This is a genomic window from Geodermatophilus sp. DSM 45219 (assembly GCF_900104025.1).
Taxonomy (GTDB): Bacteria; Actinomycetota; Actinomycetes; order Mycobacteriales; family Geodermatophilaceae; genus Geodermatophilus.
The window spans coordinates 899,418-918,442 of sequence record NZ_FNIQ01000001.1; the positions used below are offsets into that span (position 1 = coordinate 899,418).

Consider the following 19,025-nt stretch of genomic DNA (forward strand, 5'->3'; position numbering starts at 1 on the left):
GCCGTCCTGTCACCGACTCGGACCGCCTCCCTGCCGATCACGGACGGCGGACGACGCGAGGACGATGCCCCGCCGCGACCGGACCTCGGCGGCCTCAGCCGCGCAGCCGCACGGCCAGCAGCGCGACGTCGTCCTCCGCGTCGGGCAGGAACAGCCGCTCGAGGACCCGGTCGCACAGGTCGGCCAGCGGCAGCGCGACGGACTCGGCGAGCACCGCGACCAGCGCCGCGGTGCCGGCGTCCAGGTCGCGGTCGCGCCGCTCGACCAGCCCGTCGGTGTACAGCAGGACCGTGCTGCCGGCCGGCAGGACGGCGACCCGGTCGCTCCGGCTCACCGTCGGGTCGACCCCGAGCAGCAGGTCGGGCAGGTCGCCGTCGAGCACCTGCACCTGCCCGTCGGGCCGCAGCAGCACCGGCGCGGGGTGCCCCGCACTCGACCAGCGCAGCAGCGTCCGGCCGTCGTCCTCCCGCTCGAGCCGGGCGACCAGCGCGGTGGCCATGGTGTCCAGCCCCAGCCCGCGGACGGCGAGGTCGAGCTGGCTAAGCACCTGGGCGGGCGGCGCGCCGCCGGAGAAGCTGATCCCGCGCAGCAGGCCGCGCAGCTGGCCCATCGCCGCGGCGGCCGTGGTGTCGTGGCCGACGACGTCGCCGATGGCGAGCACGGTCGCGCCGCCGGGCTCGAGGAACGCGTCGTACCAGTCGCCGCCGATCTCCGCGCCGGCCGCGGCGGGGACGTAGCGGACGACGATCTGGCAGTCCTCGGGCTCCGGCGGGTCGGTGAGCATGCTGTGCTGCAGCGCGTCGGCCAGCGCCCGCTGCTGGCCGTAGAGCCGGGCGTGGTGCAGGGCGAGGCCGGCGCGGCGGCCCACCTCGACCGCGGTCTCGACCTCGGCGGGGGTGTGCGGCCCGCGGTCGGCGCCGTTGAACAGGCCGAGCGCGCCGAGGGACTGCCCACGGGCGGTCAGCGGGACGACCACCCCGGAGTCCAGCCCCAGGCGGCCCAGCAGCTCGCGGGTCGCCGGCTCCGGGATGGCGCGCTCGATGCGCGCGGTGTCGATCCGGGGCAGCACCAGCGGCCGGCCGGTGCGCGTCACGACCGGCGCGGCGGCCTCGTCGGTCATCACCGTGACCATCGAGTGCACGTACAGCTCCAGCTGGGCGCGCAGCGCGGGGTCGCGGTGCGCGGAGGCGAGGTCGTGCAGCCGGCCCTGCTCGTCGGTGACGACCAGCCAGCACCAGTCGGCCAGCGTGGGGACGACGAGGTCGACGAGCTGCTCGACCTGCCGGGTGACCTCCAGGCTGCCGGACAGCACCCGGCCGGCGTCGGCGAGCAGCTGCAGCCGGGCGGTCGCCTCGGTCATCGCGGCCACCGCGTCGGCCCGCACGACGTCGGCACGCAGCCGCGAGGCGGTGAGCGCGATCTGCGCGGTGAGCCCCTCGAGCAGCTCGACGTCGGGGCCGGTGAAAGCGTGCTCGGTCGTCCACACGACGACGAAGGCGCCGAGCAGCCGGCCCTCCACGCGCAGCGGCAGCACGGCGAGCGCCCTCGTGCCGAGCACGGCGTTGACCTCGGTCATCCGCGGGAAGCGGGCCTCGGCCTCGGCCGCATCGGCGAACAGCAGCGGTTCCCCGTGCCGGGCGACCCACTGGGTGGGCAGCTCGTCGTCCAGCGGCGTCTCGACACCGCCGGCCGGCAGCTGGACGTCGGCGGCGCTCGCCACGGTGTCGACGATGCGGCGGGTCAGGTGCAGGTACAGCTGGTCGTCGCGCGGGTCGAACACCGCCAGCCCGATCGACTCCGCGCCCAGCACGGCGGCGGCGCGCAGCGCGATCTCGGCCAGCTGGGTGATCCGCGTGGCGCCGGCCAGCTCGGCGGCCACCTCGGCGATGGCGGCGGCGCGTCGGACGGCATCCAGCTCGCGGTCGGCCTGCTCGTGGGCCTCGGTGACGTCCACGACCGTGCCCACGATCCGCTCGGGCCGGCCGTCCGGGCCGGCCAGCACCCGGCCGCGGCTGACCGTCCAGCGCACCGCGCCGTCGGTGCGGAGGACCCGCAGCTCGATGGTGTACCGGGCCAGGGCGTCGACGGCGGCCTGCATCTCCTGCTGTGCCCGCGCCCGGTCCTCCGGGTGCACGTGCCCGCCGAACAACCGGTCCAGGCCCATCCGGACGGTGGAGTCGTACCCGAAGATCGCCGCGCAGCGCTCGTCCCAGTCGATGGTGTCCCGCCGCAGGTCGACCTCCCAGGTCCCCACGGCACTGGCCTCCAGCGCCAGCTCCAGGCGCATCAGCGAGGCGTCCGCGGCCGACCGGGCCGCGGACAGCTCGAGCTCGGCGACGACCGATGCGGCCAGTTGCTCCAGCGAGGCGACCTGGTCGGCCGACCAGCCGGGCCGGGGGCCGTCGAACACCGCGAGCACCCCGACCACCTGGCCGGACCGTGCGCGCAGGGGGACGCCGAGGTAGGCGGCGAGGGACCCGTCGACGGCCGCGGGCAGGGCGGCCAGCCGCTCGTCGCGCGCCGCGTCCCCCACGGCGACGGGAACACCGAGCTCGACGGTCACCGCGCACGGGGAGCCGTCCAGGGGCAGCGGGCCGCTGACCAGCGTCGCCGGCAGACCACAGGACCCGACGGGCACCTCGACGTCGGTGACGAGGCACACCAGCGCCACGGAGGCCGAGGTCAGCCGCGCGGCGAGCCGGGCGAGCCGGTCGTGCACGCCCGGGGACGCCTCGGCGAGCAGCCGCCGGGCAGCGGCGACGCGCCCCGGGTCGGTCAGCACGCCGGGCTGCGGGGACGGGGGTGCCGACACCATGCCCGCACTCCCTCGTCCACCGTGGGCGGCGGATGCGCCAGCCGCGTCGACTGCTCATCCTGACACGCCGCCCCGCCCCGGAACGGGATCGTCCCTCGCTCGTGTCACCCCTGCTGCTGACCCCTTGGGGGGAGCCGGAACCGGATCCGCTCCAGCCCGGCCGCTCCCGGGCCGATGAGCAGTCCATGTCGGCGACCCGGGCGCGCAGCCTCCCCGACTGCCGTCCGCTGCTCGCCGACCCCGACGACCTGACGCTGGTCTTCCAGCCGATCGTCGACCTCGCGGCGGCCCGGATCGTCGGCTACGAGGCGCTGTCCCGCTTCCCGGGGACGGCCGGCCCCGACGTCTGGTTCGCCGCGGCCGCCGACTGCGGGCTGGCCGCCGAGCTCGAGGCGCTGGCGGTCACCAAGGCGCTGGCCGCCGTCCCGCTGCTGCCCGACGACACGTTCCTCGCGGTCAACGTCAGCCCGCACCTGCTGGGCAGCGCCCCGCTGCAGGACGCCCTCGCCACCCGCCCCGACCTGCACCGCGTCGCCGTCGAGCTCACCGAGCACGCGCCGGTCGACGACCTCGACACGCTGCGCCGGCAGACCGACGCGCTGCGCGCCCGCGGCGCCCTGGTCGCGCTCGACGACGCCGGCTCGGGCTACTCGGGCCTGCAGCAGATGGCCGTCGTCCGCCCGCAGGTCGTCAAGCTCGACCGGGCCCTGGTGACCGACGTCGACAGCGACCCGGTCCGCGCCGCGCTGACCGAGATGGTGGGCGAGTTCGCCGGGCGGATCGACGCCTGGCTGCTGGCCGAGGGCGTCGAGACCGCCGCGGAGCTGGCCGCGCTGACCCGGCTGGGGGTGCCGCTGGCGCAGGGCTGGCTGCTCGGCCGGCCGGCGCCCGGCTTCGCGGCCCTGACGCCGGAGGTCACCGCCCTGGTCCGCACGCACGTCGCCCGGGCGGAGCTGACCGGGACGGTCGCCGCCCTGGTGCGTCCGGTGCGCCAGAGCGACTTCGGCGAGCCGCTGCCCGGCGTCCCGCCGGCGGTGCTGGTGGCCGACCAGGGTGAGCCGGTCGGCCTGTGGCTGTCCTGCCCGCGGACGGCGGAGCCCTACACCGCGCCGGTCTCGCTGCGCGTGCAGGCCACCGACGACGTCACCGACGTGCTGCAGCGGGCACTCCTCCGTTCCCCGGCGCACCGGTTCGACCCGGTGGTGTGCACCGACCCGACCGGGGCCGTCGTCGGCCTGCTGCGGGTCGAGGACCTCGCCAACGCGGCCGCCGGCCGCTGACCCGTGCCCCGGCGACAGCCCGCCGGCTGACCACCCCGATCCCTGGAGACCACCGTGAAGAGCTTCGCCTGCGGCGACATCATCCCCGGCTGCGGCGCCACGTTCGGCGCCGCGGACGACGACGGCATCCTGGTGCAGACCCGCCGGCACGCCGTCGAGGCGCACGGCGCGGCCGAGCCCGGTACGGACTCCGACCCGCGGGTCCGCCCGCACATCCACGACGTGTGAGGGAGGACGCGGCCGCCGGGCCGTGTCTCGACGTGGGTGGCGCCCGGTCAGCCGCTGCTGGGCGCCGGGGGGACCCGGCTCCGCCCGACGTCCCTGACGAACACGATCCCGTCGGTGCTGGCCACGTGGGCCGGATCGAGCGGGGCGTGACCGAACCAGGGGGACACCCGGGCAGCGGGCGTCACGTCGGCGAGGGCACTGGCCAGCCGGCGGACGTCGACGACGTACCGGTCCTCCGGGAGCGCGTACAGCAGTCCCTCTATGGTGTCCGGAGGCGGGGTGTGCACCCCCCGGTGGCGGATCGCGCCGAGGGCCGTGGCCAGGAAGGCGTACCCCTCCCCCAGCTCGGCGCTGACGATCGCACCGGCGCTCCACCACTCCACGGGCAGGTCGCCCGTCCGCATCGAGCTCTCGGCCCGCTGCAGGCGCGCGTTGTGGGCGTGCACCAGCGCCGGGCCGCGCTCCGCCGTGGCGAGCAGGTCGGCGGCCATCATGGAATCCCGCACACCGAGCAGCCGCGCCGTGCGGCTCGGTGACGTGTCGGCCATCCAGGAGTGGTAGCGCAGCAGGCCGGTGGCGGTGCGCGCGTACAGGAGCGCCCGGTCCCAGTCGTCCGGTGAGGACGCCGCGACCAGCTGTGGCGTCTGCGCGTCGGGCAGCGCCACCAGGTCGTCGGCGAGCAGCCGCAGCTCCCGAGCCTCGGGCGTCTGCCCGATGGACCGGGACGGGTCCGTCATCGCGGCGGGGTCGGTCCACCGGTCGTCGGCGCCGAGCAGTCGGTCGAGCGTCTCCGCGGCGCAGGCCGGCGTTCCCGTCGGCCCTCGACCGTCGTCCCGGGCACGGCACGACGTCGAGGCGCGGCTCAGGAGGAGGCGGCGTCCAGTGCCTGGGTCTGCTCGTCGGTGAGCACGAGGTCCTGCATCGGCAGCAGGTCGGCCAGCTGCTCCACCGAGCGACCGCTGGCGATGGGCGAGACGACGGTCGGCCGGTCGGCCAGCCAGCGCAGCGCCACCGCGGCGACCGTCACGCCGTGGGCGTCGGCGACCCGCCGGAGCGCGGTCAGCACCCGGTCCCCGCGCTCGCCCACGTACGCCGAGGCGCCCTCGGCCCGCGGCGAGTCGACCTGCTCCCCGGGCCGGTACTTGCCGGTGAGGAAGCCCTTGGCCAGCGCGAAGTAGGGCAGCACACCCAGGTCGTGCGTGGCTGCGACGCCGCGCAACCCGTCCTCGTAGGCGGGCCGCTCCATGAGGTTGTAGTGGGGCTGCAGGGCCACGTAGCGGGCCAGCCCGAGCCGCTCGGACGTCGCCAGCGCCTCGGTCAGCCGCTCCGGGGAGTAGTTCGACGCCGCGACGTGGCGGACCTTGCCCGCCTGCACGAGCTCGTCGAAGGCGCGCAGCGTCTCCTCCAGCGGCGTCGACCCGTCGTCGTAGTGGGCGTAGTAGAGGTCGATCCGGTCGGTCTGCAACCGGCGCAGCGAGCCCTCGACCGCCGTCCGGATCTCCGCCGCCGACAGCGGGTGCTCCTTGTCCAGCCGCGAGGCCTTGGTCGCCACCACCATGCGGTCGCGCTGCCCGCGCTCGGCCATCCAGTTGCCGAGGATCTCCTCCGAGGCACCCCGGCCGTAGGACTCCGCGGTGTCGACGAACGGCGACTGCGTGCTGACCGTCGCGTCGGTGAACCGGTCCAGCAACGCGAAGGACGTCGGCTCGTCGGCGGTCCAGCCGAACACGTTGCCGCCCAGGCAGAGGTCGCTGACGGTGAGGTCGGTCCCGGGGATGGCAGGCATCCCCCCACGCTAGACGGGGCACCCTGCCGCCCCCTGCCGCTCGTCGGAGGACCCCATCCCCCTCACCCCTGGCAGGCTCGGGACGAGCCTCCGGACGGGGCCTGCGGGACCCTGCAGGGAGGCCGGCGGGGCCGCGACGGGATCGCGCAGGAGGGCCGGCGGCGCGGCGCGGGAGCGAGTCGCCCCCGCGGGACCGGTGGGACGTGAGGGAGCAGTTCGACCCCCGCGGTGGCGGGTTGTCAGGGCGGCATGGCACCGTGCCCCCGGTCCGACCTCGCCACCCGGCGGGGTCCGACACGCTCTGTCACCGACACGGAAGGACCCCCGTGAACAAGGCCGAACTCGTCTCCGCCATCGCCAAGCGGGCCGACGTGCCCGCCTCGACCGTGGACTCGGTGCTCGCCGGGCTCCAGGACGAGCTCGTCGACGCCATCACCCGCGGCGAGAAGGTCGCCGTCTCCGGCCTGCTGACCGTCGAGCGCACCCAGCGGTCCGCGCGCACCGGCCGCAACCCGCAGACCGGCGAGTCGATCGACATCCCCGCCGCCAACACGGTGAAGGTCACCGCGGGCTCGAACCTGAAGAAGGCCGCGAGCAACGTCCCGGTCTGATCGGGAGCGTCCAGGCGACGTCCCCGTCTGATCGGCGTCCGGCGCCGGGACGGCGACTGCCCTTGTGACCTGGCCCACGACCGCGTGGGTGAGGATGCCCGGGCAGTCGCCGTCCGTCGGTGGGCGGTGCGAGGGACGGAGGACGCGTGCGGGTACTCGAGGTGGACACCGACCCGGCCGAGGTCGGCTTCGACGCCGGCCGGCTGGCCCGGCTGGACCGGCGGCTGGCCCGATGGGTGGACGACGGCCAGTTGCCCGGGTTCCTGGTGACCGTCGCCCGGCACGGACGCCTGGTGCACGTGGGCTCGGCCGGGTACCGCGACGTCGAGGCGGGCCGGCCCGTCGAGCGGGACACCCGCTGGCGCATCTACTCGATGACCAAGCCGATCACCTCGGTGGCGGCGATGATGCTGTACGAGGAGGGCGCCTTCGAGCTCTCCGACCCGATCGCGAAGTGGCTGCCGGAGTTCACCGAGACCCGCGTCTACGTGGCCGGATCCGCGCAGAAGCCGGTCACCCAGCCCCAGGTCGAGCCCATCCGGGTGCGGCACCTGCTCACCCACACCTCCGGGCTGACCTACGGCTTCCACCACGCCCACCCGGTCGACGCGATGTACCGGGCCGCCGGTCACGAGTGGGCCACCCCCGCCGGCGCGGACTCCGCCGAGGTCTGCCGGCAGTGGGCCGCGATCCCGCTGGTGTTCCAGCCCGGCTCGGAGTGGAACTACGGCGTGTCCACCGACGTCCTCGGCCGGCTGGTCGAGGTGGTCTCCGGCCAGCCGCTCGACGAGTTCTTCGAGCAGCGCGTCTTCGCGCCGCTGGGCATGACCGACACGTCGTTCGGGCTGCGGGACGGCGACGACCCCGAGTCGCTGGCCCGGCTCTACGGCGCCGTCCCGGGGAAGCCCGGTGGCGCGGCGACCGGCTTTGCGCCGCTGGACGGGTTGGGCGGCACGGCACTCCGCACGCCGGCGTTCCTCTCCGGCGGCGGCGGGCTGGTCTCCACCGCCGCGGACTACCTGCGCTTCGTCGAGCTGCTGCGCCGCGGCGGCTCCTATGACGGCGGCCGGCTGCTCGGCCCGCGCACGATCGCGCTGATGACGCGCAACCACCTGCCGGGCAACCAGGACCTGGAGACCTTCGGCCGGCCGCTGTTCGCCGAGACGCCGCTGCGCGGGGTGGGCTTCGGGCTCGGGTTCTCGATGGTCATCGACCCGGTGCGCTACGGCGTGCTGTCCAACGCCGGCGACTACAGCTGGGGCGGGGCGGCGTCCACGGCGTTCTACGTCGACCCCGTCGAGGACGTGACCGTCGGCTTCTACACGCAGCTGCTGCCCTCGAGCACGCTGCCGATCCGCAACCACCTCCGCGCGCTGGTCAACCAGGCCCTGGTCGACTGAGGGAGGACCCCCTCGCCCCCACCTCGCAGGCTCGCGGCGGGACCCGGGACGGGGCACCCGGTGATCAGCTGAGATCACGGTTCCTGGTCCTGGCTCACCACCGGTGGTGAGCCAGGACCGGCGGTGATCAGGTCAGCTGATCGTCGCGGGGGACGGCGTCCTCAGACGTAGCGGCGGAAGAGGATGGAGGCGACCATCGCCGGCTTCGGCTGGTCCTCGATCTCCATCGTGATGCCCAGGTTCATCTGGACGCCGCCCTCGAACTGCTTGGCGTCGTCGAGGGTCGCCGACGCGCGGATGCGGGCGCCGACCGGTACCGGCGACATGAAGCGGATCTTGTCGGCGCCGTAGTTGACGCCCATCCGGAAGCCCTTGGCCTCGATGATCTGCGCGGACAGCGCCGAGACCAGCGACAGCGTCAGGTAGCCGTGCGCGATCGGGCCGCCGAAGGGGCTCTCCGTCTTCGCGCGCTCGGGGTCGACGTGGATCCACTGGTGGTCGTGAGTGGCCTCGGCGAACTGGTCCACCTGCTCCTGGGTGATCTCCAGCCAGTCGCTGTGCCCCAGGTGCTGGCCGACCTTGGCCAGCACGCCTTCGATGCCCTCCACCGTGGTCTGCGCCATGAGCCTCTCCTTCCGTGCTGCGGTCTGGTTGGCTGACTCCACCACACGGAGGTCGGACGGGAGAGGGCGGCGTGCTGCGACTGGGGTCCCTGGACGTGCCGCCCGGCCGGCTGGTGGTCATGGCGATCGTCAACCGCACGCCGGACTCCTTCTACGACCGCGGCGCGACCTTCGAGCTCACCGCCGCCGTCGAGCGGGTGGACCGGGTCGTGGCCGAGGGCGCGGACATGGTGGACGTCGGCGGGGTGAAGGCCGCCCCGGGTGAGGAGGTTTCGCCCGCCGAGGAGGTCCACCGCACCGTCGACCTGGTCGCCGCCATCCGCGCGGCCCACCCGACGCTGCCGATCTCGATCGACACCTGGCGGGCCGAGGTCGCGCGCGAGGCGCTGGCCGCCGGCGCCGACGTCGTCAACGACGCGTGGGGCGGGGTCGAGCCGGCGCTCGCGGAGGTCGCCGCCGAGGCCGGCGCCGGGATCGTGTGCACGCACGCCGGTGGCCTGCCGCCGCGCACCCGCCCGCACCGGGTGGCCTACGACGACGTCGTGGCCGACGTGGTGGCCCGGACGACGGGGCTCGCGGAGGCCGCGGTGGCGGCGGGCGTGGACCGCGAGCGGGTGCTCGTCGACCCGGGGCACGACTTCGGGAAGAACACCCGGCACTCGCTGGAAGCGACCCGGCGGCTCGACGAGCTGGTCGCCAGCGGCTGGCCGGTGCTGGTGGCGCTGTCGAACAAGGACTTCGTCGGCGAGACCCTCGACGTCCCCCTGGAGCAGCGGCTGACCGGCACCCTGGCGGCGACCGCGGTGAGCGCCTGGCTGGGGGCGACGGTCTTCCGTGCCCACGACGTCGCCGCGACCCGGCAGACGCTGGACATGGTGGCCTCGATCCGCGGCGACCGACCGCCGGCGCGCACCACCCGCGGCCTGGCCTGAAAGAGGACCCCGTCCCTCTCACCGCTCGCACGCTCGCGGCGAGCCTCCGGACGGGGCCGGGCTAGGTTGCCCGGCATGGCCGCCACCGGGTTCCACACCGCCGACGAGCTCAACGCCCTGCTCCCGGGCACCCTCCCCGGCCTGCTGGGGCTGACCGTCACGGCGCACGAGCCCGGCCGGCTGGAGGCCGCGCTCGACGTCCGCCCCGAGCTGCTGGCGCCCAACGGCTACCTGCACGCCGCGACCGTGGTGGGGCTGGCCGACACCGCCTGCGGGTTCGCCACCCGGGCGTTGCTCCCCGAGGGCTCGTCGGGCTTCACCACCATCGAGCTGAAGAGCAACCACCTGGGCACCGTCCGCGAGGGACGCATCACCACCGTGGCCACCAACGCGCACGCCGGCCGGACGACGCAGGTGTGGGACGCCGTCGTCACGGCCGCGGGCTCGGGCAAGACGCTGGCGCTGTTCCGCTGCACGCAGTCGGTGCTCTGGCCGCGCTGAGGAAGGACCGACTGTGGTCGGGGCCACCGGGGATGTGAGACTGGCGCCACACCGATGTGCGAAGGAGCTCTCCCCGTGGCCCTGGCCAGCCGCTTCCCCGACGTCGAGGTCCCCGACGTCTCCGTCCCCGAGTTCGTCCTCGCCGCCGGACGTGAGCGGCCGGACGCCCCCGCGCTCGTCGACGGTCTCAAGGGCGACGTCATCACCCACGGCCAGCTGGCCGCCTACGTCGACCGGGTGGCGGCCGCGCTGCACGCCCGCGGCCTGCGCAAGGGCGACGTCGTCGCGATGTTCTGCCCGAACACGCCCTGGTACCCGGTGGTCTTCCACGGCATCGCCGCCGCCGGCTGCGTGATGTCGCCGATCAACTCGCTCTACACGCCCGACGAGATCGCCTTCCAGCTGCGCGACTCCGGCGCGAAGGTGCTGATCACCGTCTCGCCGTTCCTCGACCGGGCGATGGCCGCGGTGGCGCAGTCCCCGGTCGACGAGGTCGTCGTCATGGACGGCGCCGAGGGCCACGCCTCCCTGGTGGACCTGCTGAGCACCGACGCGCCGTCGGCCCAGGTCACCTTCGACCCGGCCGAGGACCTGGTCACCCTGCCCTACTCCAGCGGCACCACCGGGCTGCCCAAGGGCGTCATGCTGACCCACCGCAACCTGGTGGCCAACGTCGCGCAGTGCCGCCCGCTGATCCGGCTGGGCGAGGACGAGCGGATCATCGCCGTCCTGCCGTTCTTCCACATCTACGGCCTGACCGTGCTGATGAACCAGGGCCTGGCCTGGGGCGGCGCCGTCGTGACGCTGCCGCGCTTCGACCTCGAGGACTTCGTGCGCACCATCCAGGACCACAAGATCACCCGGGCCTTCGTGGCGCCGCCCATCCTGCTGGCGCTGGCCAAGCACCCGCTGGTCGACCAGTACGACCTGTCCTCGCTGACCTCGATCCTCTCCGGCGCCGCGCCGCTCGACGAGCAGCTGGCCCAGGCGGTCCAGACGCGACTGCGCAAGGGCGCCGACACCGGCGTCTCGGTGGCCCAGGGCTACGGCATGACCGAGCTGTCCCCGGTCTCGCACACCACCCCGGACGCCGGCGCCGAGCCGCCGGGCTTCACCGGCGAGGTGCCCAAGGGCTCGGTCGGCTTCGCCGTCCCGAACTCCGAGTGCCGGCTGGTCGACCCCGCCACCGGCGAGGACGCGGTGCCCGGCCAGCGCGGTGAGCTGTGGGTCCGCGGGCCGAACGTGATGAAGGGCTACCTGAACAACCCGCAGGCGACCGCCGAGACGCTGGACGCCGACGGCTGGCTGCACACCGGCGACGTCGCGGTCGTCGACGACGAGGGCTGCTACACCGTCGTCGACCGCGTCAAGGAGCTGATCAAGTACAAGGGCTACCAGGTGGCCCCGGCCGAGCTCGAGGCCGTGCTGATCGGCCACCCGGAGATCGCCGACGCCGCGGTCATCGGCGTCCGGGACGAGGAGAGCGGTGAGGAGCTGCCGAAGGCCTTCGTCGTCCGGACCCCCGGTTCGACGCTCACCGCGGACGCCGTCATGGAGTACATGGCCGGCAAGGTGGCCCCGCACAAGAAGATCCGCTTCGTCGCGTTCATCGAGGCGGTGCCGAAGTCCGCGGCCGGCAAGATCCTGCGCAAGGACCTGCGCGCGGCGGGCTGAGAAAGGACCACCCTTCCCCCCACGCCTCGCCAGCTCGGCGCGGGACCCTGAAGGGTGGCCGTTCCAGCACCTCACCAGGCGCCGGCCGCACCCGCTGCGGTCGGCGCCTGCGTGCGGTCGGGGTCCCCGCGAGTCGCCGTGACCGGCGGGACGCCGACCACCCGCTTGTACGCCCGGGAGAAGGCGGCCTCGGACTCGTAGCCGAGGTGTCGGGCCAGCTCGCCGACCCGCGCGCCGTCCCCGAGCGCCACCGTGGCCAGGTGCATCCGCCAGCGCGCCACGTAGTGCATGGCCGGCTCGCCGGCGAGCTCGGTGAACCGGGCCGCGAACGACGAGCGGGACATCCGTGCCTCCCTCGCCAGCCGCTCCAGCGTCCACGCCGTCCCCGGCTCCCGGTGCACGCGCGCCACCGCACGCCCGACCTGCGGGTCCCGCAGCGCACGCAGCCAGCCCGGCCCGGTGGCCGCCGTGTCCAGCCACGACCGCACGGCCTGGATGACGACGACGTCGGCGAGCCGGGTGACCACCGCCTCCGAGCCCGGCCGGTCGTGCCGCGCCTCGTCGGCGATCACCCCGAGCAGCACGGGCAGCCAGCCGCCGTGGACGCCGTCCCGCCCGGCCACGCGCAGGACCGGGGGCAGCAGCTCCAGCAGGTGCGCCGCCCCGGGCCGGCCGGGCTGGACGACGCCGCAGACCAGCCCCGCACGCGGCCCTCCGCCGTCGATCCGCAGCACCGAGTAGTGCTCCCCGAGGTACTGCTGGGGCAGCCGGTCGGCCCGGCCGGCGATCCGGGCGTCCGGGTCGCTGCGCAACAGGTGCCCGCGACCGTGCGGCACGAGCGCCAGGTCACCGGGGCCGAGCACGCAGCGCGCGCCGTCCACCTCCAGCAGGCAGCTGCCCTCGGTGACGACGTGGAAGCTCATGCAGCCGTCGAGGGCGGGCATCTCCAGCCCCCACGGGGCGGCGAGATCCGCGCGGCAGTAGAAGGTGCCCCGGATCCGCAGGTCGGCGAGCACCCCGCCGATCGGGTCCACCGGCGTCCACGGCCGGTCGGGTCCCGCGTTCCTGGTCACGCACCCACCCTGTCCACACGGGCACCGGGCGTCCAGGCCCGGCGGACGAACGGGCACGGACGGCGGACGCGCGGTCATGGGCCGGACGCCCCCCGCTGACCAGCATCGGAGGTGCCGGCCACCGGGGTCGGCAGTCAGCAGAGGAGCAGGGACGTGAAGGTGCTGGTCGTGGGGGCAACCGGGGGATCGGGCCGGGCGGTGGTGGAGACGCTGGCCGGCCGTGGGCACGAGGTCACCGCCTTCGCCCGCCGGGCGGGCGCGGTGTTCGGGGGCCGGAGCGGGGTGCGGGCGGTGGACGGCGACGCCACCGTGCGGGAGGACGTCGACCGCGCCGTCCGCGGGCAGGACGCCGTCGTGGTCGCGCTGGGCATCAGCGAGCACCCGCTGCGGGTGCGGCTGCTCGGCAGCGCCGGTACCCCGCTGGACGTGCGCTCCCGGGGTACGGCCGCGGTCGTCGCGGCCATGCGGGAGCACGGGGTGCGGCGGCTGGTCGTGCAGTCGTCCTACGGCGTCGGGGCGACGCGGGACAGGCTGCCGCTGTCCAGTCGTGTGGTGTTCGCCCTGCTGCTGCGCCCGCAGATCGACGACCACGAGCGGCAGGAGGACGCCGTCCGCGCCAGCGGGCTGGACTGGTCGCTGGTGCAGCCGGTGACCCTGACCGACGGGACCGGGGAGGCCGTCGTGTCGGCCACCGGGGACGCTGCCGGCATGCGGGTCTCCCGGCGGGCCGTGGCCGCCGTGCTGGCCGACCTCGTCGAGGACCGAGGCGACCACCAGCGCAGCCTCGCGGTGTCCGGGACGCGGCGCGGCCTCGCTCCGGACGCGCGACAGGGGCCCTCGAGGACGGCCTCACCGGGGCAGGCGGGGTCCTCCTAAGGTCGGGGCATGCGTGCGGTGACGACGAGCGGACCCGGTGGCCCCGAGGTGCTCGGCTGGGGCGAGGTGCCCGACCCGGTCCTGCGGCCCGGCGAGGTGCTCGTCGACGTCGTCGCCACCGCGGTCAACCGGGCCGACCTGCTGCAGCGGGCCGGCAACTACCCGCCGCCGCCCGGCGCCAGCGAGGTCCTCGGCCTGGAGTGCAGCGGGGTGGTCAGCGAGGTCGGCGAGGGGGTCACCGGCTGGTCGGTCGGCGACGAGGTGTGCGCGCTGCTGTCCGGCGGCGGGTACGCCGAGCGGGTCGCCGTCCCGGCCGGCCAGCTCCTCCCCCGCCCGGCGGGCGTGGAGCTGGCCACGGCGGCGGCGCTGCCGGAGGTCGTCTGCACCGTCTGGTCGAACGTGTTCATGCTCGCCGGGCTGCGGCGGGGCGACACGTTCCTCGTGCACGGCGGGTCCAGCGGGATCGGCACGATGGCCATCCAGCTGGCCGCCCGGGCCGGCGCGCGGGTGCTCACCACGGCGGGCACCCGGGCGAAGCTGGACGTCTGCCGGGAGCTCGGCGCCGAGGTCGGCATCAACTACCGCGACGAGGACTTCGTCGAGCGGGTGCGGGCGGAGACCGACGGCGCCGGCGTGGACGTCGTCCTGGACAACATGGGCGCGAAGTACCTGGCCCGCAACGTCGACGTGCTCGCCACCGGCGGGCGGCTGGTGTGCATCGGGATGCAGGGCGGCACCAAGGCGGAGCTGGACCTCGGGAAGCTGATGCGCAAGCGTGCCTCGGTGCACGCCACGACGCTGCGCGCCCGGCCGGCGACCGGGCCCGGCGGCAAGGCCGAGATCGTCGCGGCGGTGCGGCACGACGTGTGGCCCGACGTCGAGCGCGGCGTCGTCCGGCCGATCGTCGACCGGCGGCTGCCGATGTCGCGGGTCGCCGAGGCGCACCGGGTGGTCGACGCCAGCGAGCACGTCGGGAAGGTGCTGCTCGTCAACGAGCCGTGAGGCGGTCGGCGCGGGCTGTTCAGCGGGGACGGAGGGCCGCCACCGCGTCGATCACGTAGCCGACCTCCTCGGCCGTGTTGTAGTGCATCAGCCCCAGCTGCACGGCGCCGCCCTCGTCGTTGACCCCGAGCGCGTCGAACAGCTCGCGGGCGTACAGGTCGCCGTCCCAGGCGCAGATGCCGCGCCGGGACAGCTCGTGGGCCACCTGCCGCGGGCGCATGCCGGCGACGGTGAAGGAGAGCGTGGGCGTGGTGTGCGCCGCCGAGCCGATGACCTGCACGTGGCGCATCGCGCGGAGCGCCTGGTCCAGCCAGTCGAACAGCCCGCGCTCGTATGCCCGGACCGCCGCCATCGAGGTGCGCAGCCGGTCCCGCCGGGTGCCGGGCGCGACGTCGTCCAGCGAGGCCAGGTGCTCCACGGCCGCGGCGACCCCGGCCAGCAGCTCGAAGGCGTGCCCGCCGCTCTCGAACCGGTCGGGCACCCGGTCGGGCACCGGCGCGAGCTTCTCCGGCTCCAGCTCCCCCAGCAGCGCCGGGTCGGCCACCACGGCGCCCACGTGCGGACCGCACCACATGTCGGCGGCGACCGCGAGGAAGTCCGCCCCCAGCGCCTGCAGGTCGAGCAGGTCGTGGGCGGCGGCGTGCGTGCCGTCGACGAAGACCAGCGCGCCGGTGGCGTGCGCGCGCCGGGCGATCGCCGCCACGTCCGGGCGGGTGCCGATCGCCGAGCTGGCCGCCGTGACCGCGACCAGCCGGGTGCGCGGGCCGAGCAGCTCGTCGTACTGCCAGTCGGGCAGCTCGCCGGTCTCGATGTCCACCTCGGCCCAGCGCACGACCGCGCCGGCGCGGTCGGCCAGCTGCACCCACGGCCGGACGTTGGCGTCGTGGTCGAGCCGGCTGACCACCACCTCGTCACCCGGGCGCCAGGTGCGGGCGATCGACCGGGCCAGCGTCCAGGTCAGCCGGGAGGGGTCCGGCCCGAGGACGACGCCGGTGGAGACCCCGCCCACCAGGTCGGCGACCGCGGTGCGGGCGCTGGCGACCAGCCCCTCGGCACGCGCGGACGCCGGGAAGACCCCGCCGCGCTCGGCCACCGGCACCCGCATCGCCTGCGCCACGGCCAGCACCACGGTCTCCGGCAGCAGCGCGCCGGTCTGCCCGTCGGCGTGCACCAGACCGTCGGAGAGACCCGGGAACAGGCCCCGGACGCGGGCGACGTCCAGCCGCCCCTCGCCCGGTCCCATGGGCCTCGACACTAGCCGTCGCGACGCGCGGTCCCGGCCGGCCCGGTACCACCCCGGCACGCCGTCGCCGCGGCGGGGAGGATGGGGGCATGACCGCACCTGACAACGGCAGTGGACGTCCTCAGCAGGTCGTCGTCGTCGGCCCCGACGGCCGGCCCGTCGGCACGATGCCGGTGCCCGAGGGTGCCGTGACGACGGTGGACGGCGACGGCGGCGGCGCGATCGGCGACATGGTCGAGCAGCCGGCGAAGGTCATGCGGATCGGCACGATGATCAAGCAGCTGCTCGAGGAGGTCCGGGCCGCGCCTCTCGACGAGGCCAGCCGCAACCGGCTGCGCGACGTGCACGCCGCCTCCATCCGCGAGCTCGAGCAGGGCCTGGCCCCCGAGCTGCGCGAGGAGCTCGAGCGGATCACGCTGCCCTTCACCGAGGGCGAGACCCCGTCGGACGCCGAGCTGCGCATCGCCCAGGCTCAGCTGGTCGGCTGGCTGGAGGGGGTCTTCCACGGCATCCAGACCGCGCTGTTCGCCCAGCAGATGGCCGCCCGGGCCCAGCTCGAGGAGATGCGCCGCCGCGCGCTGCCGGGCGGCTCGCAGCCGGCGCCGGGCCCGCACCCGCACCCCGGCGGCGGCCAGTACCTGTAGATCTCCCGGTGATCATCGGCGAGGGGCTGCTGCCGACGGCGTGTCGGGCAGCCACCCGCCGATGATCACGGCACCGGCGGGTCAGCCGAGCGGCAGGTGCTTGACGACCCGGGCCGCTGTCCGGCCCACCCGTCGCCAGTCCGAGGGGAACGCCCGGGCCGGCGTCGTGTCCACCGGCGTCCCCTCGGGCAGCGTGCCGTGGTGGACGGCGGCGGCTCCGGAGGAGTCCAGCCCGATGCCCACACCCAGCCGGGACTCCCCGGCGGCCGCGTGGGCCAGGGCCACAGCACTCGGGGGCGGGGCGTCGTCCGGGCCGGGGACGTCCACGACGTCGGTGGGCACGCCCTCCTCCTCGACGCCGGCGCAGACCTGACGCAGCACCGGCGTCGGGGCCCCGGGGTGCCGGTACACCAGCACGGCGGGCCGCGGGCCCGGTTCGGTCACCCGGTCGGGCACCGGGCCTCCTCCGCCAGCCGGGCGGTGTGGGCGCGGACCAGACCCGAGGCGACCGCGTTGCGAGGCCCCTCGGTGCCGAGCACGTTGCCCGTGCCGCAGACGATCCCGTACGGGGCGAGGGCGTCGGCGATCATGTCCGGGATCTCGAAGTCCAGCGCCGAGCCGCCGAGCAGGACGACGAACTCCAGCGCCCGCAGGTTGCCCCCCGGCGCCACCTGGCGCAGTGCCCGCAGTGCGTTGACCACGAAGACCCGCCGTTTGGCCTCACGGCGCACCCGCCGGACGTGGTCCAGGCCGTGCCGGGTGGGGACCGGAGCGGGACCGTCCGCGGTCAGCACCACCACCCGGGCGAAGACGTGCGGCGGCAGCGGCTGGTCGACGAACTCCACCGTGCCGTCCTCGTGACGCAGGTGGAAGAAGCTCTCCACCTTGCCCAGCGGGAACCACTTGACGCCCTCGGCCACGTCCCGGTCGCCCAGCGCCAGCTCGGAGTCGATGAGCTTGGTGACCAGCTCACCGGCCCCGGCGACGTGCACGGCCGTGCACTCGCCCTCCCGGGTGAGCAGGGCGGCGTCGGTCGAGCCGCCGCCCAGGTCGAGGACGGCGACCGGCCGGTCGACGCCGGGCGTCGTGAGCGCACCGCCCACCGCCATCTCGCCCTCGACCCCGCCGATCTCCGCCGCGGTGCCCAGCCCCTCGGACACCAGGTCGGCGACCAGCTGCATCCGGCTGCGGCTGGTCCGCACCATCGCCGCGAGCGCGACGGCGTTCTCCAGGGCCACCTCCCCGGCCAGCCCGCCGCGCACCTCGGCCGGGACGAACGTGTCGACCGCGAGCACGTCACGGATGGCGATCTCGGACACCGGCACGTCCGGCTGGCCGGCGATGTCCATGACGTCGGCCATCGTGTCGCGGACCTGGGCGAGCATGCCGCCGACGTGGGTCCCGGGCTCCCCGCGCGCGTCGTCGAGGGGTTGCGCCCGGCCGACGACCTCCATGATCGCCTCCGCGCCGGCGTCGACGTCCACCCGCAGGGTCTTGCCCGCGCCGTGCAGCACCAGCTCGCCGACCGGGATGCGCCGGTCGGTGACGTCCCCCGTCGGCGTGCGCACGACCACCGCCGAGCGGTTGCCGGTCAGCGCCCGGGCCACCGGGGACACCTGCCGGGTCTGGGCGGGGTCCAGGCCGAAGACGGTGGCCAGGCCGTAGGAGTTGGACAGCGTCCGGATGGTCCGTCCCGGTGGGGCCACCTCGACGGCGGCCAGCATGCCCAGCGGGACCTTCTCCACGGCGGAGACCTCGTCCACCACCGGGATCGGCCGGGTGAGCCGGTTGGTGACCAGGACGGCGTCGTCCCCGGCCAGGATCGCCGCGACGACGTCCACCCCAGCGGCGACGGCGGCGTTCAGCGTCGCCGCGACGTCGTCGAAGTCCCACCCGTGCGGCACGACGCACACCACCGGCTCGCCGGGCTGCCGTTCGCCCAGCTCGGCGATCGACCGCGTGGTGCCGACGCCGAGACCCTCCCCACCCGGGGTGGTGGGGTTGTGCCCGATCATCGTCGACTCGGTGATGATCGTCTCGGTGATCGTCTCCATCGCCAGGCCGCTGATCACCGGCGTCGCCTCGTTCAGCAGCACGGTGCCGACCTCGCCGGCGCTCCGGCCGGCCCGGGTCAGGGTACCGCGGATCGCCTTCAGGGCGCCCTCGGTGTTGTCCGGGGTGCCCTTCACACCGGTCGTCCGGGTCAGGTCGGTGCCCAGGTAGGTGATCGAGCCGTCGGGTGCGACGACGGCCAGGCACGCCTCGGTCGTCGAGTTGCCGATGTCGACGCCGACGACCAGCCGCTCCCCGAGCGGGCCACCCTCGCGTGCGCCCACC

Annotated in this window: 18 protein-coding genes; 10 read left to right on the forward strand and 8 right to left on the reverse strand. The window is 75.2% G+C overall.

Going from position 1 to position 19,025, the window contains the following annotated elements:
• Positions 1-94: 94 nt before the first annotated feature.
• Positions 95-2,815, reverse strand: coding sequence for a SpoIIE family protein phosphatase (locus BLR12_RS04380; protein ID WP_091373854.1), 2,721 nt, complete (start codon positions 2,813-2,815; stop codon positions 95-97).
• A 185-nt stretch (positions 2,816-3,000) separates the two neighbouring features.
• On the opposite strand from BLR12_RS04380, the gene BLR12_RS04385 reads away from it, so the two are divergent.
• The gene (locus BLR12_RS04385) at positions 3,001-4,095 is read left to right on the forward strand and encodes an EAL domain-containing protein (protein ID WP_091373856.1); all 1,095 of its coding nucleotides are present in this window, start codon (positions 3,001-3,003) and stop codon (positions 4,093-4,095) included.
• Positions 4,096-4,149: 54 nt separating this feature from the next.
• A complete protein-coding gene (locus BLR12_RS04390) occupies positions 4,150-4,323 on the forward strand; it encodes a DUF1059 domain-containing protein (protein ID WP_091373858.1) in 174 nt (57 codons plus the stop codon).
• Positions 4,324-4,370: 47 nt separating this feature from the next.
• On the opposite strand, the gene BLR12_RS04395 is transcribed toward BLR12_RS04390, so the two are convergent.
• Entirely contained in the window at positions 4,371-5,189 is an 819-nt protein-coding gene (locus BLR12_RS04395) for an erythromycin esterase family protein (RefSeq protein WP_255363302.1), read from the reverse strand.
• Positions 5,186-6,109 (reverse strand): aldo/keto reductase, encoded by a 924-nt coding sequence (locus BLR12_RS04400; protein ID WP_091373864.1) that lies wholly within the window; start codon positions 6,107-6,109, stop codon positions 5,186-5,188. Before BLR12_RS04400 ends, BLR12_RS04395 begins: the two co-directional genes overlap by 4 nt.
• 326 nt (positions 6,110-6,435) lie before the next feature.
• Here BLR12_RS04400 and BLR12_RS04405 point away from each other — a divergent pair, with 326 nt between their 5' ends.
• Positions 6,436-6,720 carry an HU family DNA-binding protein gene (locus tag BLR12_RS04405; protein ID WP_089336247.1) on the forward strand — a complete coding sequence of 95 codons (285 nt, stop codon included), beginning with the start codon at positions 6,436-6,438 and terminating at the stop codon, positions 6,718-6,720.
• Positions 6,721-6,866: 146 nt separating this feature from the next.
• A complete protein-coding gene (locus BLR12_RS04410) occupies positions 6,867-8,120 on the forward strand; it encodes a serine hydrolase domain-containing protein (RefSeq protein ID WP_091373865.1) in 1,254 nt (417 codons plus the stop codon).
• Positions 8,121-8,281: 161 nt separating this feature from the next.
• Here BLR12_RS04410 and BLR12_RS04415 read toward each other — a convergent pair whose 3' ends face one another.
• A complete protein-coding gene (locus BLR12_RS04415; RefSeq protein WP_091373870.1) occupies positions 8,282-8,743 on the reverse strand; it encodes a MaoC family dehydratase in 462 nt (153 codons plus the stop codon).
• A gap of 71 nt (positions 8,744-8,814) precedes the next feature.
• On the opposite strand from BLR12_RS04415, the gene folP reads away from it, so the two are divergent.
• The 3 genes from folP (at position 8,815) to BLR12_RS04430 (ending at position 11,850) form a co-directional block, all read left to right on the forward strand.
• A complete protein-coding gene (folP, locus tag BLR12_RS04420) occupies positions 8,815-9,675 on the forward strand; it encodes a dihydropteroate synthase (protein WP_091373874.1) in 861 nt (286 codons plus the stop codon).
• 75 nt (positions 9,676-9,750) lie between these two features.
• Positions 9,751-10,176, forward strand: coding sequence for a PaaI family thioesterase (locus BLR12_RS04425; protein ID WP_091373877.1), 426 nt, complete (start codon positions 9,751-9,753; stop codon positions 10,174-10,176).
• A 75-nt stretch (positions 10,177-10,251) separates the two neighbouring features.
• Positions 10,252-11,850, forward strand: a complete 1,599-nt coding sequence (locus tag BLR12_RS04430; RefSeq protein WP_091373880.1) for a 4-coumarate--CoA ligase family protein — start codon at positions 10,252-10,254, stop codon at positions 11,848-11,850.
• A 71-nt stretch (positions 11,851-11,921) separates the two neighbouring features.
• Here the strand turns inward: BLR12_RS04430 and BLR12_RS04435 are convergent, their stop codons facing one another.
• Positions 11,922-12,923 (reverse strand): AraC family transcriptional regulator, encoded by a 1,002-nt coding sequence (locus BLR12_RS04435; RefSeq protein ID WP_255363278.1) that lies wholly within the window; start codon positions 12,921-12,923, stop codon positions 11,922-11,924.
• Positions 12,924-13,076: 153 nt separating this feature from the next.
• Between BLR12_RS04435 and BLR12_RS04440 the strand changes: the two genes are divergently transcribed.
• Positions 13,077-13,799: an NAD(P)-dependent oxidoreductase gene (locus BLR12_RS04440; protein WP_091373887.1), complete on the forward strand. Its 723-nt coding sequence runs from the start codon at positions 13,077-13,079 to the stop codon at positions 13,797-13,799.
• A 9-nt stretch (positions 13,800-13,808) separates the two neighbouring features.
• Positions 13,809-14,801 (forward strand): NAD(P)H-quinone oxidoreductase, encoded by a 993-nt coding sequence (locus BLR12_RS04445; RefSeq protein WP_091373890.1) that lies wholly within the window; start codon positions 13,809-13,811, stop codon positions 14,799-14,801.
• 19 nt (positions 14,802-14,820) lie between these two features.
• On the opposite strand, the gene BLR12_RS04450 is transcribed toward BLR12_RS04445, so the two are convergent.
• Positions 14,821-16,044, reverse strand: a complete 1,224-nt coding sequence (locus tag BLR12_RS04450) for a cysteine desulfurase-like protein (protein ID WP_091373893.1) — start codon at positions 16,042-16,044, stop codon at positions 14,821-14,823.
• Between the two features lie 89 nt (positions 16,045-16,133).
• On the opposite strand from BLR12_RS04450, the gene BLR12_RS04455 reads away from it, so the two are divergent.
• Positions 16,134-16,688, forward strand: coding sequence for a bacterial proteasome activator family protein (locus BLR12_RS04455; RefSeq protein WP_091373895.1), 555 nt, complete (start codon positions 16,134-16,136; stop codon positions 16,686-16,688).
• Positions 16,689-16,769: 81 nt separating this feature from the next.
• Here BLR12_RS04455 and BLR12_RS04460 read toward each other — a convergent pair whose 3' ends face one another.
• Both BLR12_RS04460 and BLR12_RS04465 read right to left on the reverse strand, forming a co-directional pair.
• Positions 16,770-17,144: a glycerol dehydratase reactivase beta/small subunit family protein gene (locus tag BLR12_RS04460; protein WP_091373897.1), complete on the reverse strand. Its 375-nt coding sequence runs from the start codon at positions 17,142-17,144 to the stop codon at positions 16,770-16,772.
• Positions 17,129-19,024, reverse strand: a complete 1,896-nt coding sequence (locus BLR12_RS04465) for a diol dehydratase reactivase subunit alpha (RefSeq protein WP_091373900.1) — start codon at positions 19,022-19,024, stop codon at positions 17,129-17,131. Before BLR12_RS04465 ends, BLR12_RS04460 begins: the two co-directional genes overlap by 16 nt.
• Position 19,025: the final 1 nt, after the last annotated feature.

Excerpts from the sequence above, each read along its gene's own strand:
- BLR12_RS04425 (WP_091373877.1), top strand. The coding sequence starts at position 9,751 with ATGGCCGCCACCGGGTTCCACACCGCCGACGAGCTCAACGCCCTGCTC.
- BLR12_RS04385 (WP_091373856.1), top strand. The coding sequence starts at position 3,001 with ATGTCGGCGACCCGGGCGCGCAGCCTCCCCGACTGCCGTCCGCTGCTC.
- BLR12_RS04400 (WP_091373864.1), bottom strand. The coding sequence starts at position 6,109 with ATGCCTGCCATCCCCGGGACCGACCTCACCGTCAGCGACCTCTGCCTG.
- BLR12_RS04455 (WP_091373895.1), top strand. The coding sequence starts at position 16,134 with ATGACCGCACCTGACAACGGCAGTGGACGTCCTCAGCAGGTCGTCGTC.
- BLR12_RS04415 (WP_091373870.1), bottom strand. The coding sequence starts at position 8,743 with ATGGCGCAGACCACGGTGGAGGGCATCGAAGGCGTGCTGGCCAAGGTC.
- BLR12_RS04450 (WP_091373893.1), bottom strand. The coding sequence starts at position 16,044 with ATGGGACCGGGCGAGGGGCGGCTGGACGTCGCCCGCGTCCGGGGCCTG.
- BLR12_RS04380 (WP_091373854.1), bottom strand. The coding sequence starts at position 2,815 with ATGGTGTCGGCACCCCCGTCCCCGCAGCCCGGCGTGCTGACCGACCCG.
- BLR12_RS04445 (WP_091373890.1), top strand. The coding sequence starts at position 13,809 with ATGCGTGCGGTGACGACGAGCGGACCCGGTGGCCCCGAGGTGCTCGGC.